The organism is Streptomyces naganishii JCM 4654 (genome assembly GCF_014650575.1).
In the GTDB taxonomy this organism is placed as follows: Bacteria; Actinomycetota; Actinomycetes; order Streptomycetales; family Streptomycetaceae; genus Streptomyces; species Streptomyces naganishii.
Genome location: NZ_BMVF01000005.1, coordinates 24,433 through 49,448, shown reverse-complemented (window position 1 = coordinate 49,448; position 25,016 = coordinate 24,433). Strand labels below are relative to the sequence as shown.

Genomic DNA, 25,016 nt, shown 5'->3' with positions numbered 1-25,016 from the left:
CGCGCCGCCTCAGCCGAAGCGTGCGGCCAGACGGCGGTAGAGGCCGGGGGCGGCGCCCCGGACCCGGCCGGGCACGCGGGTCCAGCCGGGGACGTACACCTCGTCGCGGCCCTTGGCCACCGCCTCCCACACGGCGTCGGCGACCCGTCCGGCCGGTACGGGCTTCGGCCGCGAGCGCCGGTAGGGCACTCCGCGCCGGTCGAAGAAGGGCGTGTCCACCACACCGGGCACCACATGGCTGATCCCGACCCCCGTCCCCCTCAGTTCGTAGCGCACCGCGTCCGCGAAGGCGCCCAGCGCCGCCTTCGCGGCGGAGTACACCGCCTCGTCCCGCACGCCCACCGTGCCGGCCAGGGAGCCGATGATGACCACCCGGCCCCCGCCCTGCCGGACCATGTGCGGCAGCAGCTGCCGCACCAGGTGCACGGTGGCGAGCACGTTCACGTCGAACACCTCGTCGATCGCGGAGCCCGGCATGGAGCTGAACGCCCCGGCCCAGCCGATGCCCGCGCCCGCCACCAGCAGGTCCACCCGGCCCACGCTCTCCAGCGCGAACTCGGCCAGCCGCCGCTCGGCGCCCGGCCCGCACAGGTCCGCCGGGTAGGCGACCGCGGAGGTGCCGCGGGCGACCTCCTCCAGCCGGGTGCGGTCGCGGCCGTTGAGGACCATCCGCCAGCCGCCCTCCGCCGCCAGCCGCCGCGCCACGGCGGCGCCGATGCCGGACGAGGCGCCGGTCACCAGCGCTCCTCCGCCCGCCGCGCCCGCCGGGCCGCCCGCGGGCCGGTGCAGGACACCCGGCGTGGCCGCCTCCGTGGGCGTGCCGGAGCCGGACCGTACGCGGGAGGGGGCATGGGACATCGGGCGCACCTCTGTGTCGGAGGGACCGGGGACCGCCGCTGCGGCCCCGGCGGTCGGGGACGGCCTCGAGGCTGCTAAAGTATCCCGGGGGCCGTCCCCGAAACGTGGGCGGGCGGTGCGAGGTGTCCGCCCGTTTGACTGCGCTGGGTGAGGGTTACTCACTTCCAGTGTCGTCCGAAAACCTCGTACCGCCACCGCTGCCCGCCGCCCGGGGCCCCGTGCCGGAGTCCGCGGACGCCCGTCCGGGTGAGGCCCGCGCGCGGGGGGCCGAGCGGCTGCTCGTCGTGAGCGCGAGCATGGGGTCGGGTCACGACACCGTGGCCGACGAGCTGGTCCGCCGGGCCCGCGCCCAGGGCAGGCGGGCCGACGCCGTCGACGTGCTCGCCCTGCTGCCGTACGGTCTGGGCGCGGCACTGCGCGGCTTCTACCGGACCGCCGTCCGCGAGGCGCCCTGGATCTACGCCGGCATCTACGACTTCTTCCTGCGTCCCGGAGCCAGCCCGCGGCCCAGTGGGACCCCGCTCGCGCGGCTGGCGAGCGGCCGCCTGCTGGACGTGGTGCGCCGCGCGCGCGCCGACGTGGTGGTGCCGGTGTTCCATCTGGCGGCCCAGCTCACCGGGCATCTGCGGGAGCGCGGGGTGCTCCGGGTGCCCAGTGTGGTGGTCGTCGTGGACTTCGCCGCGCACCGGCAGTGGCTGCATCCGGGCAACGACCTTCACCTGTGCGTCACGGACCAGGTGGCCGCCGAGGTGCGCCGGGGCACGGGCCGTCCGGCGGAGGCCACGGGCCCCGTGGTGGCGCCGGGCTTCTTCACCGGCGGACCTGGGGCCGGGGAGTGGCGGCGCCGGATCGAACGGCACGGCGGCGGCCGCCCGGCCGTGCTGCTGTCGGCGGGCGCCTGGGGGGCGGGGGCCGGACTGGCCGCCACGGCGCGGCTCCTGGCCGGCAACGGCTTCGCGCCGGTCGTGCTGTGCGGGCGCAACGAGCGGCTGCGGCGGGCGCTGTCCGGGCTCCCGGGGGTCCTCACCCCTGGCTGGGTGACCGACATGCCCGGGCTGCTGCACGCCTGCGACGCGCTGGTGGACAACGCGGCCGGGCAGACCGCCGTCCAGGCGCTGGCCGCGGGGGTTCCGGTCGTGGGGTACAGGCCGCTGCCCGGGCACGGGGCGGAGGGCGTGGGCCGCATGGCGGCGCTCGGCGTCTGTGAACAGGCCTCAGGCGAGGCGGCGCTGCTGCGGTCGCTGATCCGCCTCACCGCGCCGGGCGAGGCCCGCGAGCGGCGCGTCGCGGCCGGCCGCGCACTGTTCCGGGAGGACGCCCTGACCAGGATCGTGGGCGCGGGCGCGGGCTAGCCTCGTCCGTCCCGGGCTAGCCTCGTCCGTCGCGGTCGAGCCGTTCGACGTGGGCCACGTTGTCCCGGTCCTCGGGGTCCTCGCTGGGCTCGGCGGCGAACCAGGCGTCGAGGATCTCCCTCAGCAGCGGCTGGGAGGTCAGGCGCAGACTGAGGGCGAGCACGTTGGCGTCGTTCCAGCGGCGGGCGCCGTCCGCCGTGCCGGCGTCGGCGCACAGGGCCGCGCGGACGCCCGGCACCTTGTTGGCGGCGATCGACGCGCCCGTTCCGGTCCAGCAGCAGACGACGGCCTGCTCGGCCCGCCCCTCGGCGACATCCCGCGCCGCGGCCTCGGAGCACACCGCCCACTGTGGGTCGGCCCCGGCCCGCAACGCCCCGTGGAGCACCACCTCATGTCCCCGCTCCCGCAACTCCCCGACGAGTGCCCGGGCCACGGGTTCATCCATGTCGGACGAGACGGAAATCCGCATGCCGGCAGCGTAGTACGCGACGGGACCGGGGGACGCCCTGGGCGCGGGCCCGGTCCGGGCGGCCTCGGGGCGGCCGGGCGGCCGTCATCGGCGATCAGACCGTCACCCGGTGCAGAGGGTGCCGGAGCGTCGGAGCCCGGACTCGGCCGACCTGTCTGGCCAGTACGCCTAGAACAGCGCCATGCCCAGGAGCAGGGCCGAGAGGAACAGGACGGTGCCGGCGACCACGGCGGTGGTGCGGGAGTGGCGGCGCAGGGAGCTGCGCAGGCCGGGACGGCGGGCGGGGACGCGGTGCACGGTGGTGTTCCAGCCGGTGCCCAGGCCGGACGCCGGGGCGCCGCCCGTCGGGGCGGGGTGCGCTGGTGCCGAGCCGGGCAGCCCGGGGGCCGGCCGCACCGTGGCGGGCGGCTGGTTCCCGGTGCCGGGCTGCTCGGGGCCGCGGCGGCGGGTGCCGGTCGCGGTGTCCGGCGCGCTCCGGCGCGCGGGGGCGGGCCCGGTGGCACGGCGGCGGGTGCCCGTGGGTTGGGCGGGGCGGCGGCGGGTGCCGCCGGGCGCCGGCTGCTGCGGGCCGCGGTGGCGGGCCGCGGCCGGCTGCTCCAGGGGCAGCGGTTCGGGGGCGCCGCGCCAGGCGCCGCTCCCGAACCAGTCGGCCACCTGGCGGGCGGTGGGCCGCTCCCCGGGCTGTTTGGCGAGCATGCTCAGCAGGTACGCCTCGAAGGCGGGCGGCAGCGTGGCGCCCCGCCTGCTCGGCGGCACGGGCGGCGCGTCGACGTGCTGGTACAGCAGCGCGGTCGCGGTGTCGGCCTCGAACGGCGGGCGTCCGACGGCGAGTTCGTACAGTACGCAGCCCAGCGAGTACAGGTCGGAGGCCGAGGACGCGGGGGTGCCGATGGCGCGCTCGGGCGCCAGGTACAGGCCGGTGCCCACGATCTGCCCGGTCGTGGTCAGCCCGGCGGAGGGGTCGTCCACGAAGCGCGCGATGCCGAAGTCGCCGATGCGGACGGTGCCGTCGCGGTCGCCGAGCAGGTTGCCGGGCTTGATGTCGCGGTGCACGATGCCCTGCGCGTGCGCGGCGGCGAGGCCCTCCGCGGCCTGCTGGGCGACCTGGGCCAGGCGCTCGGGCGTGAGCGGGCCGCCGGTGGACAGTTCCCCGGCGAGGCTGTCGCCCTCCACCAGTTCCATGACGAGGAACCAGCGGTCCTGCCAGGTGCCGAAGTCCAGGGTGCCCACCACGTGCGGGTGGTGCAGCCGCGCCGAGGTCTGCGCCTCCAGCCTGAAGCGTGCCTCGGCGGAGGCGTCCGCCCCGTCGTTCAGCAGCAGTTTGACCGCGACCGGCCGGCCGAGCACCTCGTCGAGGCCCCGCCAGACCTCGCCCATCCCGCCCCGCCCGATGACCGCGTGCAGCCGGTACCGATCCGCCACCAGCACCTGTAGCCCGCCCTCGCTCCCCGGAAAGTCCCACCCTCACGTCCGCCGCCCGGAGCGGGGCACGGCAGGGGCCGGGCAGCGCGTTCGGGTTGCGGCAACCGGCCCATCTTAACGATCACTTGACCCGCCGAAGACCTCCACCGATTCCGTACGGATCACCCGTTTGAAGCCGATCAGCACCCGGTAGCGCTCCCGCGCGGCGAACTCCGCGAGGCCCCACACGGCGGGCCGGCCCACCTCCGCGCACAGGTGCAGCACCTGGTCCGCACCGGCCCAGACGCCGACATGGGCGCCGTAGGGGTCTTTCGTGGGCCCGAACAGGAGCAGGTCCAGCGACCGGGGCCGCGCCACCGGGACCGTGGCGCGGGTGTCGGCCCACAGGTCGCTGGAGCGCAGCGGCGGCGCGGCCAGGCCGAAGTGGCGCAGCACCGCGTAGGCGTACAGCTGGCAGTTGGCGCCGGCGGCGAGGTCCGGCCGGGCGGCGACGGCGGGCGATCCCGGGTAGCGGGAGCCGGCGTGGGCGACGGTCCGGAGGGTGGGCGGGAGGTGGTCGAGGAGGGTGGCCCGCATGCTGAATCCCTCCGGGTGAAATGCGACGAGTCGGTCTTCGTACAAATATGTAGAACTGATCATGTATGTCATCGTCGGCCTACCTGCTGATCCACTCCGGAAAGGGAGGACGACCGTGGACCCTCTGACGTGGCTGCTCATCCCGTTGGCGGCGGTATTCATGGCGAGCGCCTGGAGCTGCTGCACGGGACGCCGGCGACGCGCCGACGACTGGGCGCACGTGCAGCGCTACGACCGTCAGCGGGCCGCCCTGGCCCGCGCCACCACCTCCTGGGCCCCCGCACCCCGAGGGTCTACCGCAGGAGGAGCTGGACACCGCCCACGACCGTCGCCGCGATCACCAGCCGCTCGAAGAGCCGCTGGTTGATCCGGTGCACGGCCCACTTCCCGATCAGCGCCCCGGGCACGACGAACACCACGAGCGCCGCGTCCAGCAGCAGGGAGCGCCCGTCGATGAGGCCGAGGCCCGCGCTGAAGGGCACCTTGGAGACGTTGACGACGAGGAAGAAGAAGGCGGACGTGCCGAGGAAGCCGAGTTTGCGGAAGCCCGCCGAGAGCAGGTACAGGGACATCACCGGTCCGCCCGCGTTGGCGACCATCGTGGTGAAGCCGCCGAGCACGCCGTAGGAGCGGGCCTTGAGGCGGCCGGAGCGGGTGGTGACGGCGTCCGGTCCCGGCTCCCCGCCGCCGCGGTCGGCGGTGCGGCGCCGCCACATCGTCACCCCCGCCATCAGCAGCAGGATCGCGCCGATCGAGATCCGTACGACCGTGTCGTCGGCCCACACCAGGAAGAGGGTGCCGACGACGACTCCCGCGGCGACGGCGGGGAACAGCCGCCACAGGGTGGGCCAGTGGGCGTGCCGCCGGTAGGTGAGGACGGCCAGGACGTCCCCGGCGATCAGGACCGGCAGCAGCACCCCGGTGGAGGCGCGGGCGGGCAGCACGGCCGCGAAGACGGCGAGGCTGACCGTGTTGGCGCCGCTGACCGCGGTCTTGGAGAAGCCGACGAGCAGGGCCGCGCAGGCGAGAGCCGCGAACCCCCAGCCGGATATGTGCCAGAGCGTCATCGTGTTCATGCGGCCACCGATCCTATGTCCGGACAACCGCGTGCCGTAAGGACCGTCTCGCCTGGTGACCCCTGCCCGCGCGCCCCCCGGCCGGGGCGCCCCCGCTAGCTCGTCTCCGTCTCCTGGCTCGTCTCCGTCTCCGGGCTCGTCTTCCCGTACCGCGCCCGCAGTTCGCGCTTGAGGACCTTCATGCTCGGTCCCAGGGGCAGCGCGTCGGTGAACTCCACCCGGCGCGGGTACTTGTACCGGCCCAGGTGTTCCTTGGACCACTCGGTCAGGGCGGCCGCGTCGGGGGTGGCGCCGGGCGCGGGGACGACGACGGCGCACACCTCCTCGCCGTGCAGTTCGTCGGGCAGGCCGATGACGGCGGCCTGGGCGACGGACGGGTGGCGCAGCAGCACCTCCTCGACCTCGCGCGGGTAGACGTTGTAGCCGCCGCGGATGACGACGTCCTTCTTGCGGTCGACGATCCTGAGGAAGCCCTCGTCGTCCTTGGTGCCGAGGTCGCCGGTGCGGAACCAGCCGTCGACGAGCGCCTCGGCGGTGGCCTCGGGCCGGCCGAGGTAGCCGGAGAACACGTTGTGGCCGCGCACGACGACCTCGCCCAGTTCGCCGGGCGGCAGGAGTTCGACGCGGTCCTCGGCCTCCGCGCGGGCGATCTCCACGTCGACGCCCCACAGCGGGTGGCCGATGGTGCCGGGCTTCGTGCCGAACCAGGGCTGGTTCACGGTCGCCGTGGGCGAGGTCTCCGACAGCCCGTACCCCTCGAAGACCCGCGCCCCGAACGCGGCCTCGAACCGCTCCAGTACGGCGACGGGCAGCGAGGCGCCGCCGGAGACGCACAGCCGCAGCCGGGGCAGTGCGTCCGCTCCGGCCGCCGCGGCCGCGAGGGCGACGAACATGGTCGGCACGCCGTGGAAGGTGTTCACGCCCTCCTTCACCATCAGCTCGATCGCCCGTGCCGCGTCGAAGCGGGGCAGCAGCACGAGGGTGGCGCCGGCCCGCCAGGTGGAGTTCATCGAGACCGTCTGCCCGAACGCGTGGAAGAGGGGCAGCGCGCCGAGGGCCACGTCGTCGGGGCGGATGTCGTTGGCGTCGAAGGCGTTGACCGTCGCGTTCATCACCAGGTTGAAGTGGCTGAGCACCGCGCCCTTGGGCACGCCGGTGGTGCCGCTGGTGTAGAAGACGACGGCGGGGTCGTCGGCGGCCCGGGTGACGTAGGAGCGCAGGGGCTCGGCGTCCGCCGCCAGCCTCTCCAGCTCGGCGCCCAGCGTGACCAGTTCGACGCCCACCGCGCGGGCGGCCGCCCCGCCCGTCTCCGCCTGCGCCGGGTGGCACAGCAGCAGCGTGGCGCCGCTGTCCCGCAGGACGTGCTCGACCTCCCGCGCGGACAGCAACAGGTGGACGGGGACCACGACTCCCCCGGCCGCCGCGACGGCGTAGTACGCCTGCGGGAACTCCGCGGTGTTGGGCGCCATCAGCGCGACCCGGTCCCCCGGCCGCACGCCGAGGGCGGCCAGCGCCCCGGCCTGCGCGCGGGCGCGCTGCCACACCTGCGCGAAGGTCAGCCTGAGGTCGCCCTCGACCAGCGCGGTCCGGTCGGGGCGGCGCCGGGCGTTCTCGGCGAGGATCGCGGCGACGGAGAGGGTTGCCATGGAGGGGGTGCTCCGTTTCGTTGCGGCTCTTGCTTGCCGGCCTCCTCGCGGGAAGCCGCTGTTGCTGACTCCCTCGCGGGAGGCCCCCGTCGGTGCGCGCGGCACACGCGCGCGGCTCGCGGCTAGGGCCGCTCCACCAGCACCGCGCTGCCCTGTCCGACGCCGACGCACATGGTGGCGAGGCCCCGGGCGGCGCCCGTACGGCGCATGCGGTGCAGCAGGGTGGTCAGGATGCGGGCGCCGGAGCAGCCCAGCGGGTGACCGAGGGCGATGGCGCCGCCGCTCGGGTTGACCAGGTCCTCGTCGATGCCGAGCTGGTCGACGCAGGCGAGGGCCTGGGCGGCGAACGCCTCGTTGAACTCGGCCTCCTCCACGTCCCCGATGCTCCAGCCGGCGCGGGCCAGCGCCTTGCGGGTCGCGGGGACCGGACCGATGCCCATGACGTCGGGATGGACGCCCGCGGAGGCGCCGGCGACATACCGGCCGAGGGATTCGAGGCCCAGCTCGTTCAGGGCCTCCTCGCTGACCAGGAGGAGACCGGCGGCGCCGTCGTTCATCGGGGAGGCGTTGCCCGCCGTGACCGTGCCACCGGCGCGGAACACCGGCTTGAGCCGGGCGAGTTTGTCGTAGGAGGTGTCCTCGCGGACGCACTCGTCGCGGTCGACGACCACGCCGTCGGGACGCTCCACGGGCAGCAGTTCGTGGTGGAAGTGGCCCAGCTTGCGCGCCTCGGCGGCCCGTTGGTGGCTGCGCAGCGCGAACTCGTCCTGGCGCTCGCGCGGGACGCCGTACCGGGCGGCGACCTCCTCGGCCGTCTCCCCCATGGACAGCAGGCCGTGCAGGTCCTTCATGGCCGGGTTGACCAGGCGCCAGCCGAGCCGGGTGTCGTGGGTCTCGATGCGGTGCGGCAGCGCCTCGTCGGGACGGGGCAGGACGAAGGGCGCGCGGCTCATCGACTCCGAGCCGCCCGCGAGGACGATGTCCGCCTCTCCGGCGGCGATGGTGCGCGCGGCGGTGGTGACGGCCTCGAGGCCGGAGGCGCACAGCCGGTTGACCGTGGCGCCCGGGACCGACTCGGGGAGCCCGGCGAGCAGGGCCGCCATCCGGGCGACGTTGCGGTTGTCCTCGCCGGCCTGGTTGGCCGCGCCCCAGTAGACGTCGTCGATGCGGGCCGGGTCGAGTCCGGGCACCTCGGCGACCAGGGCGCGGATCACGGCCGCGGCGAGGTCGTCGGGACGTACGCCGGACAGGGCGCCGCGCAGCTTGCCGATCGGGGTGCGGCGGGCGGCCGCGAAGTGGACGGGGCGCACGGAGGACTCCTCAGCATCCATTAATTAGCACTGCTAGTTTTTGACTATAGACCTCCGCGCGGCCCCCTGGGAAGATCCCCCAGGAGGCCGTCGAGGCCGCGCCGACGAGCTGGAGGAGCCATGCCCGAGTCCCGCGAGCACCCGGACGCCGTTCCGGCCGAGTCCCGCGAGCACACCCTGACCGGAGCGCGGGGCGCCCTCTTCGTCCGGGAGTGGCCGCATCCCCGGCCCCGGTACACCGCCCTCGTGGCGCACGGCTACGGCGAGCACTCCGGCCGCTACGCCGGGGTGGCCGGCGCGCTCGTGGCGCACGGGGCCTCCGTCTTCGCGCCCGACCACGCGGGGCACGGCAGGTCGGCGGGCGAGCGCGTGGTGGTCGAGGACTTCGAGGACGTGGTCGCCGACGTGCACCTCGTGGCCGGCCTGGCCCGCGCCGCGCACCCCGGCCTGCCCCTGGTCCTGATCGGCCACTCCATGGGCGGCCTGATCGCCGCCCGCTACGCCCAGCGGCACCGCGAGGAGCTGTCCGCGCTCGCCCTGTCCGGTCCGGTCATCGGCGCGTGGGAGCTGCCCGGCCGGCTGCTGGCGCTCGACGAGATTCCCGACACGCCGATCAGCCCGGCCGCGCTGTCCCGGGACCCGGCGGTCGGCGCGGCGTACGCGGCCGACCCGCTGGTGTGGCACGGCCCGATGAAGCGGCCAACGGTGGAGGCGTTCGCCCGGATGCTCCGGACCGTCGACGAGGGCGGCGACGTCGGCTCGCTGCCCGTGCTGTGGCTGCACGGCGACGACGACCGGCTGGTCCCGCTCCCCGGCAGCCGCGTCGGCGTGGAGCGGCTCGGCGGCGCCCTCACCGAGCGGGTCCACGCGGGCGCCCGGCACGAGGTGTTCCACGAGACGGACAGGGCGGAGACACTCGCGCAGCTCACCGCCTTCCTGGACGGCGCGCTGGGACGCTGAACCGCCGCCCGCCCCGGCGACCGGCGTCCCGGGCCCTGAGCCCCGACCGCCCAGACGACCCGCGGCCCGGGCAGCGCCCCGCCCGCCCCGGCGACCGGCCTCCCGGGGCACCACCCCCGACCGCCCGGACAACCGGGCGTCCCGGGCCCTGAGCCCTGACCGCCCGGACGACCCGCGGCCCCCGGCACTCCCCCGCCCGCCCCGGCGACCGTCCCGGGACACCGCGCCCCGCCCGCCCCGGCGACCGGCGGCCCGTGGCACCGACCCCCGCCCGCCCGGACGACCGGCGTCCCCAGGGGGGGCCTGAGCCCCGTCCCGCCCCGGCGGCGTGCCCCGGCGGGGCGTTTGCCGTGGTCCGCGCAGGGCACCCGCGCCCCCATGGAGTGGTTGCGCAGTGCTGCCTGCGTGGGTGAGGACCCCGAACTGTTCTTTCCCGTGGGCACACGCGGACCGGCGCTGCGGGACACCGCGGCCGCCAAACGCGTCTGTGCCCGGTGCCCGGTGATCACCCAGTGCCTGTCCTTCGCGCTCAGCAGCGGACAGACCTCGGGTGTGTGGGGCGGGACCGGCGAGGAGGAGCGCCTCGCACTGCTCCGGACCGCCAGAGACGATGTTGCAAGGAGAAGCACCGTATGACTGTCGTCAAGAGCACGATCCCCGACTCCGCCCGTCAGGTCGCCGGGGAGGCGCTGCAGAACACCCTCGTGGATCTCCTCGGGCTCTCCCTCATCGGGAAGCAGGCCCACTGGAACATCGTGGGACCCCGGTTCCGTTCCATCCACCTCCAGCTGGACGAGGTCGTGGCGGCGGCCCGCACGTTCGCCGACACGGTCGCCGAGCGGTCCTCGGCGCTCGGCCTGCCGCCGGACGGCCGCCCGGAGACCATCGCCTCGGCCTTCACGCTGCCCGGCCCCAAGGACGGCTGGGTGCGTGACACGGAGGCCGTCGAGGTGCTGGTCGAGGCCCTGGAGTCCGCCGTGGCCCGGCTGCGCGAGCGCATCGACGCCACCGAGAAGGCCGACCCGGTGACCCAGGACCTGCTCATCGCCATCACCGCGGAACTGGAGAAGCAGCGCTGGATGTTCGCCGCCGAGAACGTCTCCCACGACGACTGACCGGCGCGGCGCCGCCCGCTTCCCGCATGACGAACGAAAGGGGCACCCGATGACCGACGCCCTCGAACTCGACGCCCTGTGGGAGGACTTCCACCGCGTCGTGAACATGACCTCGGCCGAGCTGGCGGCCTGGCTGAGGGTCCGGGACGCCGACGAGAACGCCGAGCCGCTCCCCCAGGAGGCCGGCACGCCCACCGGGCAGCACGTGCTCGCCATCCTGCAGAAGCGCCGCACCGACCTGACCGACGACGACCTGCGCGTGATGCGCAGGGTCGTCGAGACGGTCGACTCCCAGGCGGATCTGGAGAACGAGCCCGAGACCGAGTCGGGCGACGCCGAGGACACCCGCAGGCGTCACCGGCTCATGACCCTCGGCCACGATCCCCTCAAACCGGCCCCGTGAGCCGTGACCGGGACGCGAAGGTCCTGAACGAGCTGGTCCGGGCGCACGGGGAGACGTTCGCGCACGAGGCCGGCATCACCCTGCGGAACACCCCGCAGCCGCTGTACCGGCTGCTGGTGCTCGCCGTGCTGCTCAGCGCCCGCATCCGCGGTTCGGTGGCCGTCGCGTCCGCCCGCGCGCTGTCCGAGGCGGGCCTGCGCGATCCGCGCCGCATGGCAGGCGCGGACTGGCGGGCCCGCGTGGACGCGCTGGGGCGCGGCGGCTACCGGCGCTACGACGAGCGCACGGCGACCCAGCTCGGGGACGGCGCCGAGCTGGTCCTCGAGCGCTGGGGCGGCGATCTGCGCCGGCTGCGCGCGGAGGGCGACGGGAGCGTCCCCGCGCTGCGGGCGCTGCTCCAGGAGGTGCCGGGGCTCGGCCCGGCCGGCGCGGACATCTTCCTGCGCGAGGTCCAGGCCGTGTGGCCCGAGGTGGCGCCGTACCTGGACGCCAAGACCCTCTCCGGCGCCGGGCGCCTCGGTCTGCCCGAGGACGCCGGCCGGCTCGCGGGCCTGGCCGGCGACACCGACCCCGCCGCCCTGGCGGCCGCGCTGGTGCGCGCGGCCCTGGACAAGCACGTGGCTCAGGAGTGCCTGGCCCACGCGGCTTGAGCCACCACGCCACGGACGCCGCCCCGCCCTGCCGTCGCGCTTGGGCCGCCGTACGGCCGTCACCCGGACGGCCGTACGGGTCACCCGGCAGGCGTGCGGGGGAACAGGGGCACGCTTAGCGTCGGAATCGCACACCAGTTGCGGTACCGCCGGGCGGCCGTACGCCGTCCCCGGGTGCCCCTTCGGCGTGGGAGGCCGGTCAGCCATGAGACTCACCGCACGTCGGCGCGGCCACGGCCGCCATCGCGGGGGGCCGCGGCTCACCGACCGCTGGCGGGAGGCGGCACAGACCCGCCTGGCCCCGGTGCAGCGCTCGCTGCTGATCACCTGGGCCTCCTTCGGCGTGACCTTCGGCACCGTACGGGTGATCACGCACGGCATCCGGGGCGGCTGGCTGCCCTGGGGCAACGTGTCCGCGGGCGGCGAGCACCTGCACCACTACGACTTCGGCATCGCCCTGCTCGCCGGCCTCGGCCTGGTCGCGGTCCGCGGTGACGAGAAGGCCGTCGGGCACCCGGCCGTGGCGGCCGCGTACGGCTGCGGCACCGCGCTGATCTGCGACGAGTTCGCGCTGCTGCTTGACCTCCAGGACGTGTACTGGGCCAAGGAGGGCCGGCTGAGCGTCGACGTCAGCCTCGGCGTGCTCTCGGTGCTCGGCGCGTACCTGACGGCGAAGCCGTTCTGGCACGAGATCGGCCGCATCACCCGGCGCCATGTCCTCGCCTCGGCCGGCCACGACGCCCGCCCCGCCGCCTGACTCCCCGCCGCCCCGAGTCGCCCCCGCACCACGAGGAGACAGGCATGAGCCCAGCCCGGCGTCCCCGCCCCGCCCCTGCCGCGGAACTCCCCGGCGGCACCGACGCCGGCGAGTTCACGGCCGTCGCCGACCCGCCCGGCCCGGACCGCGGACCGGAACTCCCCGGGGAACCACCGCCGCCGCGAGGCCCTGTGCGGGTGCACATATCCGGCGCCGACCCCTGGTCGGTGCCCAGAGCGTGCTCGCTGGCCCTGCTCGGGTTCGGGGTGTGCGTGGGCGCGACCCTGGGAGTGGTCTGGATCGTCCTGAAGGTGACGGGCCAGGAACCCTGGGTCCCGGCCGGCTGGGCCCTGCTCGTCGCCGTGGCCGTGGTGGCGGTCGAAGTGGTCCTGGGCACGGCGCTCGCGACGCTGGTCGCCGTGCTCTACAACCTGACCTCGGCCCACGCGGGCGGCCTGCGCATGACGCTGAGCGACGACGCCCCAAAGGCGGCCGCCGGCCCGCTGCCGTCACCGCTGCCGGACGTCGCCCGCGTCCTCGGCCGCGTCCGGGCCCGCCTCGGATTCCCGCCCCCCGGGAGCGGGGCGCGCCATGTCGAGTTCGCCGACCGCTGCGGCCGGGCCCGGCGCCGGTTGCGGGAGCACGCCGCGCGGCGGCTCACCGGGTTCCGCACGGCCCTGCGCGCACGGCGCGACCGCCAGGAGTGACGTCCGGACCGCCTGCGGACGGCGCTCAGTCCGCGATGCCGGCCACCGGCAGACGCAGCAGCCGGGCGACCGTGCGCAGGACGCCGTTGTCGTTGTTGGACGGCGCCAGATGACGGGCCCGGCGGACGACCTCGGGGTGGGCGTTGGCCATGGCGAACGACCACTCGGCCGCGTCCAGCATCTCCAGGTCGTTGAGGTAGTCGCCGAACACCATCGTCTGGGCCGGGGTGATCCCGAGCTCGCGCTGGAGGCCGCGCAGCGCGGCGCCCTTGTTGGCGGTGCGGTTCATCACGTCGACCCAGTGCTCGCCGGACACGACGACCTGGTGGTCCGCGGCAAAGCCGGACAGCGCCGGGGCCGTGGTCCGCTCGGCGGAGCCGAAGTCGAAGAGGGCGACCTTGACGACCTCGTCCTCGACGGCCGTGAGGTCCGTGACGCTCCGGTGCCGCACGTAGTACTTGCGCACCTCGGCCAGGAAGGCCTCGTCGGTCCGCTCGACGTACGCCGACCGCTTCCCGCACACCACGGCGCCCACGTCCACGCCCCGCGCCACGAGGTCGCGCACCGCGTGCACGATGCGGGCGGCGACGCCCGCACCCAGCGGGTCGGAGCTCAGCTCCACACCGTCCCGTACGACGTAGGTGCCGTTCTCCGCGATGAAGACCATGCCGTCGTCGGCGCCGGCGAACTGCTCGGCCAGCGTGGCGTACTGGCGGCCGCTGGCCGGGCTGAAAAGGATCCCCCGACGGCGCATTTCGGCCAGGGCGGCCCACAGCCCGTCCGGGATCCGCTTGGCGTCGTCGAGGAGCGTGCCGTCCATGTCGGTGACGATCAGCCGTATGTCGGCAGGGCCGTCCGGGAGCGCGGCGGCGGTGGGCAGGGGCGAGGTCGAGGCAGTGCTGGGCATGTCCTTTTTCCGTGCTGGGAGCGGCCCCAGGGAAACACGCCCGGCTCCTCACGGGCAAACACGCCCTGGCCGAAAAGCGCGGGTCCGCAGCCGGCGGCTCGGCCGATTCCGGAGACAACGTGATCACCGGGCGGCACAATGGCGTCGACGGCCGCACGGAGCACGGAGAACGGGCGGCAGGCGAACGAGACGAACGTGGAGCGCAGACGTGAGCGAGAGCCGCACCCCGCCTGGCGGGTCGCCGAGGCTGAACACCGGTGTGGCGCACAACGCGCGGGTGTGGAACTACTGGGTCGGCGGCAAGGACAACTACGAGGTCGACCAGCAGGTCGGCGAGCACGTCGCCGGCATGTTCCCGGTGATCCGGGACGTCGCCCGCGCGGACCGCGAGTTCCTCGGCCGGGCCGTGCGCCACCTGACGGCCGAGCGGGGCGTGCGCCAGTTCCTCGACGTCGGCACCGGGCTGCCCACGGTCGACAACACCCACGAGATAGCGCAGCGCATCGCCCCCGAGTCGCGCATCGTCTACGTCGACAACGACCCGATCGTCCTCGTCCACGCCCGCACCCTGCTCACCAGCACCCGCGAGGGCGTCACCGACTACATCGACGCCGACGTGCACGACCCGGACGCCATCGTCGAACGCGCGGCGGCCACGCTGGACTTCACCCGTCCGATCGCGGTGATGATGCTGGGCATCCTGAACTTCGTGCTGGACACCGGCGAGGCCCGCGACATCGTGCGGCGCGTCATGGCCGCGGTGCCCTCGGGCAGCTTCCTGGTCCTGACGCACCCCACCTTCGACGCCGACCTCGGCGGCGAGGGCAACGTCGCGGCCATGGAGTTCTGGAACGCCAACGCCACCCCGCCGATCACCGCCCGCAGCCGCGCCGAGGTCGCCGCGTTCCTCGACGGTCTGGAACTGGTGGAGCCGGGTCTGGTGCCGTGCTCGCAGTGGCGCGCCGGGGGCGACCTGCCCGCCGCCGTACCGCAGTTCGGCGCGGTCGCCGTGAAACCCTGACGCCAGGCCCGCGCGCCGGGCGCCCGAGCGCGCGCCCGCCCGAGTTCCGAGGAGGCCGTATGACCACCCTCGCCGACCCCGTGCCCGGCGGGCGTCCCGGAGACGTGGAGCGGGCCACCGCGCTCGCCGCGGAGCTCGCCGAGCGCGGTGTGCACGGCGTCGTCCTGGCCTACGTGGACACCGCGGGCGTGGGCCGGGTCAAGACGGTCCCGGCCGCGAAGCTGCCGGCGGCCGCGGCCTGGGGCGTGGGCATGTCCCCGGTCTTCGACACCTTCCTGGCCGACGACTCGATCGTCACCACCGACGTCCTCGGCTCCCCCGACGGCGACCTGCGGCTCTACCCGGACCTCGACCAGCTGGCCGTCCTCTCCGCCCAGCCCGGCTGGGCCTGGGCGCCGGTGGACCGCATCACGCAGGAGGGCGAGCCGCACCCGGGGTGCTCCCGCACCTTCCTGCGCCGGATCGTCGCGGACGCCGGGCGACGCGGGCTGACGTTCCGGGCGGCCATCGAGACCGAGTGGGTCTTCGGCCTGGGGAGCGCCCCGGAGGGCGAGTTCGTGCCCGCGCTGTCCGGGCCGGCCTACGGGGCCGTACGGCAGGTGGAGCTGAGCGACTGCACGGCCGACCTGCTGGCGGCGCTCGCCGCGCAGGGCGTGGACGTGGAACAGCTCCATCCCGAGTACGCGGCCGGGCAGTTCGAGGTGTCGGTCGGCGCCCTGGACCCGGTGGCGGCGGCCGACCGGAACGTCCTGGTGCGGCAGACCGTGCGGGCGGTGGCGCGCCGGCACGGGCTGCGGGTCTCCTTCTCCCCCGCCGTGCGGGCGCGGGGCGTGGGCAACGGCGGCCACGTGCACCTGTCCGTCTGGCGCGACGGGACCAACCTGCACTCCGGCGGCGACCGCCGCTACGGCATGACGGCCGAGGCCGAGTCGTTCGCCGCGGGACTGCTCGCGCGGCTGCCCGCCCTGACCGCGGTCACCGCGCCCAGCCCGGCCAGCCATCTGCGGCTCAGACCGTCACAGTGGGCGGGCGTGTTCACCGCCTGGGGCCGCGAGACCCGCGAGGCGGCCGTACGGATCGTCACCGGCACCCACGGCATCGGCGACCGGGCCGCCAACCTGGAGGTCAAGCCGGTCGACCTCGCCGCGAACCCGTATCTGGCGCTCGGCTGCCTGATCGCCGCGGGCCTGGACGGCATGGACGGCTCGGCGGTCCTGCCCGAGGAGACCACCGGGGACCCGGCCCGGCTCGGTGAGAACGAGGCGGCGGCGCGGGGGGTGCGGCGGCTGCCCACGTCACTCGCGGAGTCCGTCGCCGCGTTCCGCGCGGACGAGGTGCTGCGCGGCGCGCTGGGGCCGGTGCTCGCCGACGCGGTGACGGCGGTGCGCGAGGGCGAGATCGCCGCCGTGGAGGGCCTGGACGACGAGCGGGTCGCGGCGGCCTACCGCTGGACGTACTGATGGCCCGCGCATCCGGCGCCGGGCCGGTCCGGGAGGCGCTCGCCGCGCTGCCGCTGGTGGACCACCACTGCCACGGGGTGGTCACCGCCGAGCTGGACCGGCCGGGTCTGGAGTCGCTGCTCACCGAGGGCGAGGCCTGGCCCGGCAGCGGCGTGTCCGCCTTCGACAGCCCCGTGGGCGTGGCCGTCCGCCGCCACTGCGCGCCCGTGCTGGACCTGCCCCGCCACGCTCCCGCCGACGCCTACGTGGCCAGGCGCGCCGAGCTGGGCGCCGCGGAGGTCAACCGGCGGTTCCTGGCCGCCTCCGGCACACACGTGTTCTGTGTCGACACCGGCTACGCGCCCCAGCCCCTGACCTCCCCGGCGGAGCTGGCGGCCGCGGCGGGCGGTGACGCGGTGGCGTACGAGGTCGTACGGCTGGAGGGCGTCGCGGAGGCCGTCGCGGCGCGCGGTGTGGAGCCCGGCGAGTACGGCGCGGTGATCACCGAGGCGGCGCTGGCAGCCGTACGGCGGCCGGGCGTCGTGGCGGTGAAGTCGGTGGCCGCCTACCGCACCGGCTTCGCCCTCGACCCCGCACGCCCGTCCGCGGCGGAGGTGACCCGGGCGGCGGCCGCCTGGCTGGGGCGCGGGGGCTCGCGCCTGGACGACCCCGTACTCGTACGGCACCTGCTGTGGACGGCCGTCGACCTCGGGCTGCCGCTGCAACTGCACACCGGGTTCGGCGACGCCGACCTGCGCCTGCACCGGGCGGACCCCGCGCTCCTGACCGACTGGCTGCGGCTGACGGCGGGCACGATCCCGGTCATGCTGCTGCACTGCTGGCCCTACCAGCGCCAGGCGGCCTATCTGGCGGCCGTGTTCGAGCGGGTGTACCTCGACGTGGGCCTCGCCCTGCACCACGTGGGCCCCGCACGAGCCGGCGCGGTGCTCGCCGAGGCCCTGGAGATCACCCCGTTCCGCAAACTGCTGCACAGCTCCGACGCCTACGGGGTGGCCGAGTTCCACCACCTGGGCGCGGTGGCCTTCCGCCAGGGCCTGGCCGCTCTGCTCGGGGAACGGGTCGACGCCGACGAGCTGAGCGCCGACGACGCCCTGCGGATCGCCCACTGGACGGCACGCGACAATGCGCGGCGGGTCTACGGTCTCGACGGCCCCACGGACCCGCCCGGCCTCCCCGGCCCGCCGGACCCGACAGACTCTCCCGATCTCCCCCACTGAACGCCACTGAAAGTATGATCAAGCAATGTCTGACATGACCGAAACCATGCCCGGCTGGCTGAGCAGCGACGAACTGGAGTCGGCGCGCGCCCGCATGCCGATCCTGTACGTCGAGGCGGTGCCCGTGCGCGTCGACGACAGCGGCGAAGTGACCAGCATCGGCCTGCTCCTGCGCATCGGACCGGACGGAACGGTCAGCCGGACCCTGGTCTCCGGCCGCGTGCTCCACCACGAGCGGGTGCGCGACGCCCTGCTGCGCCACCTGGAGAAGGACCTCGGCCCGGTGGCGCTGCCCCGTGTGCCGGCCTCCCTCCAGCCGTTCACCGTCGCCGAGTACTTCCCGACGGCCGGCATCACGCCGTACCACGACCCGCGGCAGCACGCCGTGTCCCTCGCCTACGTCGTCCCGGTGACCGGCGACTGCCGGCCCCGGCAGGACGCCCTGGACCTGGTGTGGTTCAGCCCCCAGGAGGCGGCCTCCGAGGCGGTGCGGAGCGAGATGCCCGGCGGACACGGGGTCCTGCTCAGGCAGGCGCTCGCCCACGTGGGTCTCGTGAGCTGACAGGGGCCACGGGAGCCTCTAGGGCAACACCTGCACCAGAGCTCCCAAAACCCTGTTAAAAGGGGCTGGGAGAAGATCGTCCGATCATGCGATCGTGCGCTGCATGAGCCCAGAGCACGTCCTCGACGACCGCCGCGACGATCACCCCCAAGGCCTGCCGCCGCACCGGACCGCCACCCGTGCCCGGGTCCGCGCGATGGCGAACAAGGTGCCGGAGGTGACCGTCTGGTTCTGGGTGATCAAGGTGCTGACCACCGGCATGGGCGAGACCGCCTCGGACTACCTGGCCCGTCTGCTCGGCCCGGTCCCGGCGGTGGCCCTCGGTGGCCTCGCCCTTGTCGCCGCGCTGGTCGTGCAGCTCGCCGTGCGCCGGTACGTGGCCTGGATCTACTGGACGGCCATCGTCATGGTGAGCGTGTTCGGCACCATGGCCGCCGACGTCCTGCACGTGGGCCTCGGCGTCCCCTACACCGTCTCCACGCCCGCCTTCATGATCGCCCTGGGCCTCGTCTTCGCCCTCTGGTACGCCGTCGAGCGCACCCTGTCCATCCACAGCGTGCACACCCGCCGCCGGGAGGCGTTCTACTGGGCGGCCGTGCTGGCCACCTTCGCGCTCGGCACCGCGGCGGGCGACCTGACCGCGACGGCGGGGTTCGGCTACCTCGGCTCGGTCGTCCTGTTCGGTGTGGCCATCTGCGTGCCCGCCCTCGCCCACCGCGGCGGCATGCTGGGCGCCGTGGCCGCCTTCTGGACGGCGTACGTCATCACGCGGCCGCTCGGCGCCTCGATCGCCGACTGGATGGCGCTGCCGGCCGCCCGGGGCGGGCTCGACCTGGGCCTCGGCCCGGTCACCCTCGCCTGGACGGCCGCCATCCTCGCCCTCGTCGGCTATCTGGCGGTCTCCCGCGCGGACGTGACGCCGCGCCCGGGCTCCGTCACGAGGTGATCGGCCGCCGCGTCCGGGTCGAGGAGCCGGCCCAGCCGGGCGGGCACGTCGAGTCCGACGAGGAGCACCACGATCATCGTCCCGGCGAAGGTCAGGACGGCCAGCGCCCGCCCCAGGTCCATGCCGGAGGCGAGGTGGGCGCCGAGGACCGGGGCCACCGCGCCGCCCAGGGCGCCCACGTTGTAGGTGAAGCCCAGGGCGGCGGCGCGGGTGTGGGTCGGGAAGTGGCCGCCGATGTAGCGGGGCAGCAGGCCGGAGATGCCGAAGCTGGTGGCCTGGAGCACGAACAGCAGCACGCCGAGCAGCGGCAGGCTGTCGCGGACCGCGAAGACCGGGAAGACGAAGAGCAGTGAGGCCAGCAGCGTTCCGGCGTACGCCTTCCTGGTGCCGAACCGGTCGCCCGCGAACCCGGCGAGCCAGCACCCGGCCATCGTGCCGAAGCCCGCGTAGAACAGGGCGTCGGTGACCTGTCCGGGGTCGTAGCCCAGGTCGGTCTTCAGGTAGGTGGGGAGCAGGGCCTGGATGGGCCAGGAGTACAGGAACGCGAAGAAGATCGTCACGATCATCGACACGTACAGCGGCCAGCCGCGGCGGCCGCCGAGCTGCACGGCGAAGGCGATCAGGCAGGCTCCGGCCACGACCGACAGCACCGGCACGAGTCCGTCGCCGAGCGGGGTGAAGACCGCGAAGAGCGAGACGGTGGCCGCGACCGCCAGCACCAGGTTGAGGGCCGCCGCGGCCGGGGTGGCGAACAGCGGGCGGAACGGGTTGGGCCGCCGGTCCCCTGCCGCGACCGAGGCCTGCCAGTCGGCGGCCTCGGGCAGCGCGCGGCGCATCCACAGCGCGACGGCCACCGGGATCAGCCCGAGGTAGAACATCCACCGCCAGCCGAGGGCCGGCACGACCCACTTGTAGACCTCGGCGGCCAGGACCGTGCCCGCGGAGTAGCCGGAGATCAGGAAGCCGCTGGCCCGGTTGCGCATGTGCACGGGCCAGCTCTCCATGACGTAGGTGGCGCTGGCCGAGTACTCCCCGGCCATGCCCATGCCGATGGCGAGCCGGGCGGCGAACAGGCTGGTGTAGTCCCAGGCGAATCCGCAGGCGAAGCTGCCCAGGGAGTACAGCAGGATGCTGACCACCATCGACAGTTTCCGGCCGAAGCGGTCGCCGAGGGCGCCGAGCAGGGCGCCCCCGAGCCACCGGGTGATGAAGGCGGCCGAGACGAGACTGGCCGCCTGGACCGTGTCGAGGTGGAAGTCGGCGCTGATCTCGGTCAGCACCAGCGTGATCAGCACGAAGTCGAAGCCGTCCAGGAGGTAACCGATCCAGGCGGCGAAGAAGGACTTCCACTGGCTTCGGCCGACCTGGCGGTACCAGGGCGTCTGCGGTGGCGCGGTGGTGTGGTGCACGGTGACTCCAGGATGCCGGACGCACTCGCCGTCGAGTGCTCTCGGGTGGGGGTGCCGCGCCTACGGGCGGGCGAGGTGTGTCACGAAGCGGTGGGTGAGCGCGGTGGGGGCGGTGATCGCGGTGCCGACGACCACGCTGTGGGCGCCGAGGGCGAGCGCGGCGGCGGCCTCCTCGGGGGTGCTGATACGGCCCTCGGCCACGACCGGGGTGCCGCTCTCGCGGGCGAGGGCGGCCACCAGGTCCAGGTCGGGGCCGCTCTGCCGCGGGGAGCCGGGCACGTATCCCGACAGGGTGGAGGAGACGAGGTCGGCGCCCTGCCGGGCGGCCGTGAGGCCCTCGTCGAGGGTGGAGACGTCGGCCATGACCAGGGCGCCGGCGGCGTGCACGGCCGCCACGAGGTCGGCGAAGGAGCTGCCGTCGGGGCGGGGCCGCGCCGTCGCGTCGGCGGCGACGACGTGCGCGCCGGCCTCGGCCACGGCGAGGGCGTGGGGCACGGTCGGGGTGATGTAGACGCCGGTGTCGCCGTCCTTCCACAGCCCGATCACGGGCAGGTCGACGGCGGCGGCGACGGCGGCCACCACCTCGGGCTCGTTGACGCGGACGCCCGCGGCCCCGCCGGCGGCGGCCGACCGGGCGAGCCGGACCAGGGTCGCGGTGTCCCGCATCGGGTCCCCGGGCGGTGCCTGGCAGGAGACGATCAGCCGCCCTCGTACGGCGTCGACTGCGGACGGGTTCATGCGGGTCCTCCGGGAGTGTGCGGTGGGACGGCTCGGCCCGTGTGCCGGGCGGGCGTGCCGTGCAGGGGCTCGGTGCGGGTGAGCAGGGCGGCTCCTCGTACGGCGGCGTCGGCGCCCAGGCGCGGCGGTACCGGGCGCAGGTGCCGCAGGGGGGCCATCAGCTCGGCGGTGAAGGCGTCGGTCAGCGCCGACCAGTACAGGTCGCCGATGTGGGGCACGCCGCCGCCCACGACGACGCGGTGCGGGCCGAGCGCGTTGGCCAGGCCGCCCGTCGCGCGTCCGGTGGCGCGGGCCCCGGTGGTGATCGCCCGGCGGGCGTCGGCGTCGCCCGCGCCGGCGCGTTCGGCGACCTCCTGGAGCCGTGCGGCCGGCCGTCCGCTCAGCCGCTCGTACAGCGCGGTGATCGCGGGGCCCGAGGCGATCGCCTCCAGGTGGCCGCGGCGGCCGCAGGTGCAGGGCAGGTCCGCGGCCTCGGGGCTCGGCACGTGGCCGAGGTGACCGGCGATGCCCGCGCTGCCGTGCAGCATCCGGCCGTCCACCGCGACCGCCCCGCCGACTCCGGTGCCCACGGCGACGTAGAGGAGGGAGGCGTCCGGGTGCGGGAGGGCGGCGAGTTCGGTCGCGGCGGTGGCGCGTACGTCGTTGTCGCAGGCGACCGGGAGACCGGTGCGCTCGTGCAGCCCGGCCGCCAGGGCGGTGCCGGCCCAGCCGGTGATCGCGTCGGTGGCGCTGGTGACGACACCGCCGCGCGGGTCGACCACGCCCGCGGCGGCGACGCCGATCGCCCGGGCGCCGTCGTCCACCTCGCGGGCCGCGCCGGCCAGCGCGTCGAGCACGGCCCGCGCCCCCGCCCGCGCGGGTGTCGGGCGGGTGTGCCGGCGCAGCACGGTGCCGTCCGGCCCGACCAGGGCGGCAGCGATCTTGGTGCCGCCGAGGTCGAGCCCGATGACCGGCCCGGCGCCGGGATCCGGGGCGGCGGTCATCGCACGGGGGTGAGTCCGGCCGCGCGCAGGCGGGCGTCCACCTCGGCCACGGCCGCCGCGCCCAGCTGGATCTGCGGGAACGCGGTGTCGCCGCAGGCGATGACGCCCAGCAGGCGCAGCGCCGCCTTGAACGCGCCGAGCGCGGACGAACTCCGCCCCATGTCGGTCTCGGGGCCCGCGTCCACCAGGTCGAACAGGGCGGCGAGCCGTTCCTGCTCCTTGGCGGCCAGCGGCCAGTCGCCGGAGCGGGCGGCGTCGTAGAGGCGGACGTAGCCCGCGGGGTCGACGTTGCCGAGGCCGGGGACCACACCGTCCGCGCCGGCGAGCAGGGCCGCGTCGACGGTCAGTTCGGAGCCGGTGAGGACGGAGAAGCCCGGAACCGGTCCCGAGGCGCGGCCCTCGCGGCCGCCCAGCGCGAGGAGCAGCCGGCGCAGGGAACCCTCGTCCCCGCTGCTGTCCTTGACCCCGGCCAGGGTGCCGTCGGCCGCGAGGTCCAGCACGAGTTCGGGCGACAGCTTGCTGTGCACGGACACCGGCAGGTCGTAGGCGAACAGGGGCAGGTCCACCCGCTCGCGGATCCGGCGGAAGTGCCCGGCGATCTCCCGGGGGTGGGTGCGGGTGTAGAAGGGCGCGGTGACCACCAGGGCGTCCGCGCCGAGCTGCGCCGCCTCGCGGGCGTGGTCCAGGACGCGGGCCGTGGTGGTGTCGATGACGCCCGCGAGGACCGGCACGCGTCCGTCGGCCGTGTTCACCACCGTCTCCAGGGCGACGCCCCGCTGCTCGTCGCTGAGGTAGGCGACCTCGCTGGTCGATCCGAGGGCGAATAGCCCGTGGACGCCCCCGGCGATCAGGTGCTCGACCAGCCGGGACAGGGAGGCCGTGTCGACTTCGCCGGCTTCGTCGAGGGGGGTGCAGACGGGCGGTACGACGCCGCGCAGGGGCGTGGGCAAGGGCATGGGGTTCTACTCCGTGACACTGACACGTAAGACGTCTGACGTCCGAACCTTACGCATGGCCGACGGGGGGTGGTCAAGAGTGGGCTGAGTCACACACCAGCAGACCGACGAGCACCTCACCGGCCCGGACATGGAGCACGCAGGGACCTCAACGCCGCGCTCCGCTTTCTCCTTCGGGAGTCCCGGTCGACGGTGTACGGCCACCTCACCAGGACCGCTCCCCGGCAGCCGAAGAAGATCAGAGCCACGAAAGCCCGACCGCCACCTTGCTGCTGGTGTGTGAGGCGGGACTCCGGGCCGTGACTCGTGGCTCGCCGCCGGTTGGGCTGACGGGAGCGTCGGGGTGCCGGGGGCGCCGGAGTGCCGGGGTGCCGGGGTGCCGAGCCGGCGTCCCGGTCAGGTGCTCGGTGTGTCCGTGCCGGCGGGCTGCGCCGTCTCCATCGTGGCCCGGGCTTCGGTCAGCCTGCGGCGTACGGGGGCGTAGTGGTCGCGGAGGGCGCGCACGAAGCCCTCGGTGTCGCCCGCTCTGGCCGCCCGCACGATGGCGCGGTGGTCGGCGATCGTGCCCGCCTCGTCCTCCGCGGAGATGCCCTCGAGGTGCGGCGCGACGATGGCGTAGACGTCCCAGAAGGCCAGGGAGAGCTGGGCGACGAGCTTGTTGTCCAGCCGTCGCACCAGCCGCTCGTGGAAGGAGCGGTCGCAGGCGGCGAAACCGTCGCCGTCGTGGGCGCCGCGCTGGTCCATCTCGTCGACGAGGGTGTCGAGCGCGTCGAGGTCCTCGGGGGCCAGCGTGGCCAGGATGCGCTCGGCGAGGCCGCGTTCGATCAGCTCGCGGACCTCGACCAGTTCGGAAAGGATCCGGAAGTCGTCCTTGGGTTCGAGGAGCCCCCGGAACGCCAGTCCCTCGACGAGCGCGGAGAGGCTGAGCCGGCCCACGTACGTCCCGTGGCCGCGCCGCACTTCCACGATGTCGAGTACGGCGAGGGTCTTGACCGCCTCGCGGATGCTGGACCGGCTGGCGCCCAGGGCCGTGCACAGCTCGGCCTCGGACGGCAGCGGGTCGCCGGGCTTGAGGCGGTTGTCGAGGATGTAGCTCTTGATCGCCTCGGCGACCTCCTGGCGCAGCGACGGCCGGGCCGCCGTCCGGAACTCCTGCGGACGCGGCGGACGCGACACGTTCACCTGATGCCTCCCTCTCCTCGTTCCTCGTGCGGCCTGCCCAGGCTACCAAGATGAGACATCAGACGTCTGATGTGAACGTTTCGCCGGTTGCCGGAAAACGAACAAAGGCCGTACAGGTTGCCCTGATACGACCTCTGACACGCTGACCCGCGTCCTCGCAAGTCGGGACGACAGGATTTGAACCTGCGACCCCTTGACCCCCAGTCAAGTGCGCTACCAAGCTGCGCCACGTCCCGTTGCCCGTCTGACCTGGGCTTTCCCCTGGCCGAACGCGCAGGAAAACCATACCGCACTCGGATCGGTCCTCGCGCACGCCTTTCGCTCCACGAGACCG

Annotated in this window: 26 protein-coding genes and 1 tRNA gene; 13 read left to right on the top strand and 14 right to left on the bottom strand. The window is 74.8% G+C overall.

Translation table 11 applies throughout. The features are described from left to right. Nucleotides 1-9: 9 nt before the first annotated feature. A complete protein-coding gene (locus tag IE217_RS10440) occupies nt 10-858 on the bottom strand; it encodes an SDR family NAD(P)-dependent oxidoreductase (protein ID WP_190177501.1) in 849 nt (282 codons plus the stop codon). A gap of 296 nt (nt 859-1,154) precedes the next feature. On the opposite strand from IE217_RS10440, the gene IE217_RS10435 reads away from it, so the two are divergent. Then, nucleotides 1,155-2,210, top strand: a complete 1,056-nt coding sequence (locus IE217_RS10435; RefSeq protein ID WP_190177844.1) for an MGDG synthase family glycosyltransferase — start codon at nt 1,155-1,157, stop codon at nt 2,208-2,210. 16 nt (nt 2,211-2,226) lie between these two features. On the opposite strand, the gene IE217_RS10430 is transcribed toward IE217_RS10435, so the two are convergent. The 6 genes from IE217_RS10430 to IE217_RS10405 all read right to left on the bottom strand — a co-directional run bounded on the left by IE217_RS10430 (nt 2,227) and on the right by IE217_RS10405 (nt 8,709). Further along, a complete protein-coding gene (locus IE217_RS10430) occupies nt 2,227-2,679 on the bottom strand; it encodes an RpiB/LacA/LacB family sugar-phosphate isomerase (protein WP_190177500.1) in 453 nt (150 codons plus the stop codon). Between the two features lie 168 nt (nt 2,680-2,847). After that, complete coding sequence (locus IE217_RS10425) at nt 2,848-4,107, bottom strand: serine/threonine-protein kinase (protein ID WP_190177499.1); 1,260 nt, start codon at nt 4,105-4,107, stop codon at nt 2,848-2,850. A gap of 108 nt (nt 4,108-4,215) precedes the next feature. Then, on the bottom strand, nt 4,216-4,677 hold the full coding sequence (locus IE217_RS10420; protein ID WP_190177498.1) for an NlpC/P60 family protein: 462 nt from the start codon (nt 4,675-4,677) through the stop codon (nt 4,216-4,218). A 293-nt stretch (nt 4,678-4,970) separates the two neighbouring features. After that, nucleotides 4,971-5,753, bottom strand: a complete 783-nt coding sequence (locus tag IE217_RS10415; protein ID WP_190177497.1) for a sulfite exporter TauE/SafE family protein — start codon at nt 5,751-5,753, stop codon at nt 4,971-4,973. A gap of 95 nt (nt 5,754-5,848) precedes the next feature. Further along, complete coding sequence (locus tag IE217_RS10410; RefSeq protein ID WP_190177496.1) at nt 5,849-7,399, bottom strand: long-chain-fatty-acid--CoA ligase; 1,551 nt, start codon at nt 7,397-7,399, stop codon at nt 5,849-5,851. Nucleotides 7,400-7,521: 122 nt separating this feature from the next. Continuing rightward, entirely contained in the window at nt 7,522-8,709 is a 1,188-nt protein-coding gene (locus IE217_RS10405; RefSeq protein WP_190177495.1) for a thiolase family protein, read from the bottom strand. A 120-nt stretch (nt 8,710-8,829) separates the two neighbouring features. On the opposite strand from IE217_RS10405, the gene IE217_RS10400 reads away from it, so the two are divergent. The 7 genes from IE217_RS10400 to IE217_RS10370 all read left to right on the top strand — a co-directional run bounded on the left by IE217_RS10400 (nt 8,830) and on the right by IE217_RS10370 (nt 13,301). Next, complete coding sequence (locus IE217_RS10400) at nt 8,830-9,669, top strand: alpha/beta fold hydrolase (RefSeq protein ID WP_190177494.1); 840 nt, start codon at nt 8,830-8,832, stop codon at nt 9,667-9,669. Nucleotides 9,670-10,047: 378 nt separating this feature from the next. Beyond that, a complete protein-coding gene (locus IE217_RS10395; RefSeq protein WP_190177493.1) occupies nt 10,048-10,305 on the top strand; it encodes a WhiB family transcriptional regulator in 258 nt (85 codons plus the stop codon). Next, nucleotides 10,302-10,784, top strand: coding sequence for a Dps family protein (locus IE217_RS10390; protein WP_190177492.1), 483 nt, complete (start codon nt 10,302-10,304; stop codon nt 10,782-10,784). Before IE217_RS10395 ends, IE217_RS10390 begins: the two co-directional genes overlap by 4 nt. A gap of 49 nt (nt 10,785-10,833) precedes the next feature. Next, nucleotides 10,834-11,187, top strand: coding sequence for a DUF3140 domain-containing protein (locus tag IE217_RS10385; protein WP_190177491.1), 354 nt, complete (start codon nt 10,834-10,836; stop codon nt 11,185-11,187). Next, nucleotides 11,184-11,837, top strand: coding sequence for an HhH-GDP family DNA glycosylase (locus tag IE217_RS10380; RefSeq protein WP_190177490.1), 654 nt, complete (start codon nt 11,184-11,186; stop codon nt 11,835-11,837). The genes IE217_RS10385 and IE217_RS10380 overlap by 4 nt, the downstream gene beginning before the upstream one ends. A gap of 205 nt (nt 11,838-12,042) precedes the next feature. Then, nucleotides 12,043-12,594: a hypothetical protein gene (locus IE217_RS10375; protein ID WP_190177489.1), complete on the top strand. Its 552-nt coding sequence runs from the start codon at nt 12,043-12,045 to the stop codon at nt 12,592-12,594. A 44-nt stretch (nt 12,595-12,638) separates the two neighbouring features. After that, nucleotides 12,639-13,301: a DUF3566 domain-containing protein gene (locus tag IE217_RS10370; protein WP_190177488.1), complete on the top strand. Its 663-nt coding sequence runs from the start codon at nt 12,639-12,641 to the stop codon at nt 13,299-13,301. Between the two features lie 25 nt (nt 13,302-13,326). Here IE217_RS10370 and IE217_RS10365 read toward each other — a convergent pair whose 3' ends face one another. Continuing rightward, on the bottom strand, nt 13,327-14,208 hold the full coding sequence (locus tag IE217_RS10365) for a Cof-type HAD-IIB family hydrolase (RefSeq protein ID WP_190177487.1): 882 nt from the start codon (nt 14,206-14,208) through the stop codon (nt 13,327-13,329). Nucleotides 14,209-14,416: 208 nt separating this feature from the next. Between IE217_RS10365 and IE217_RS10360 the strand changes: the two genes are divergently transcribed. The 5 genes from IE217_RS10360 to IE217_RS10340 all read left to right on the top strand — a co-directional run bounded on the left by IE217_RS10360 (nt 14,417) and on the right by IE217_RS10340 (nt 19,414). Next, complete coding sequence (locus IE217_RS10360; protein WP_190177486.1) at nt 14,417-15,229, top strand: SAM-dependent methyltransferase; 813 nt, start codon at nt 14,417-14,419, stop codon at nt 15,227-15,229. Nucleotides 15,230-15,288: 59 nt separating this feature from the next. Beyond that, a complete protein-coding gene (locus IE217_RS10355; protein ID WP_190177485.1) occupies nt 15,289-16,689 on the top strand; it encodes a type I glutamate--ammonia ligase in 1,401 nt (466 codons plus the stop codon). Further along, nucleotides 16,689-17,906 (top strand): amidohydrolase family protein, encoded by a 1,218-nt coding sequence (locus IE217_RS10350; RefSeq protein ID WP_190177484.1) that lies wholly within the window; start codon nt 16,689-16,691, stop codon nt 17,904-17,906. Before IE217_RS10355 ends, IE217_RS10350 begins: the two co-directional genes overlap by 1 nt. A gap of 34 nt (nt 17,907-17,940) precedes the next feature. Beyond that, nucleotides 17,941-18,468 carry an NUDIX hydrolase family protein gene (locus tag IE217_RS10345; protein ID WP_190177843.1) on the top strand — a complete coding sequence of 176 codons (528 nt, stop codon included), beginning with the start codon at nt 17,941-17,943 and terminating at the stop codon, nt 18,466-18,468. Between the two features lie 103 nt (nt 18,469-18,571). After that, a complete protein-coding gene (locus IE217_RS10340; protein WP_190177483.1) occupies nt 18,572-19,414 on the top strand; it encodes a COG4705 family protein in 843 nt (280 codons plus the stop codon). On the opposite strand, the gene IE217_RS10335 is transcribed toward IE217_RS10340, so the two are convergent. From IE217_RS10335 to IE217_RS10310, 6 genes are all read right to left on the bottom strand, one after another. Beyond that, nucleotides 19,357-20,823: a sialate:H+ symport family MFS transporter gene (locus IE217_RS10335; RefSeq protein ID WP_190177482.1), complete on the bottom strand. Its 1,467-nt coding sequence runs from the start codon at nt 20,821-20,823 to the stop codon at nt 19,357-19,359. The two genes, IE217_RS10340 and IE217_RS10335, sit on opposite strands and share 58 nt — an antisense overlap. Before the next feature lie 60 nt (nt 20,824-20,883). After that, on the bottom strand, nt 20,884-21,561 hold the full coding sequence (locus IE217_RS10330) for an N-acetylmannosamine-6-phosphate 2-epimerase (RefSeq protein WP_190177481.1): 678 nt from the start codon (nt 21,559-21,561) through the stop codon (nt 20,884-20,886). Continuing rightward, on the bottom strand, nt 21,558-22,544 hold the full coding sequence (locus IE217_RS10325) for an ROK family protein (protein ID WP_190177480.1): 987 nt from the start codon (nt 22,542-22,544) through the stop codon (nt 21,558-21,560). Before IE217_RS10325 ends, IE217_RS10330 begins: the two co-directional genes overlap by 4 nt. Further along, nucleotides 22,541-23,500: a dihydrodipicolinate synthase family protein gene (locus IE217_RS10320; RefSeq protein WP_190177479.1), complete on the bottom strand. Its 960-nt coding sequence runs from the start codon at nt 23,498-23,500 to the stop codon at nt 22,541-22,543. Before IE217_RS10320 ends, IE217_RS10325 begins: the two co-directional genes overlap by 4 nt. Nucleotides 23,501-23,896: 396 nt before the next feature. Further along, the gene (locus IE217_RS10315; RefSeq protein ID WP_229865196.1) at nt 23,897-24,682 is read right to left on the bottom strand and encodes a FadR/GntR family transcriptional regulator; all 786 of its coding nucleotides are present in this window, start codon (nt 24,680-24,682) and stop codon (nt 23,897-23,899) included. Between the two features lie 162 nt (nt 24,683-24,844). Then, a tRNA-Pro gene (locus IE217_RS10310) sits at nt 24,845-24,918 on the bottom strand. Nucleotides 24,919-25,016: the final 98 nt, after the last annotated feature.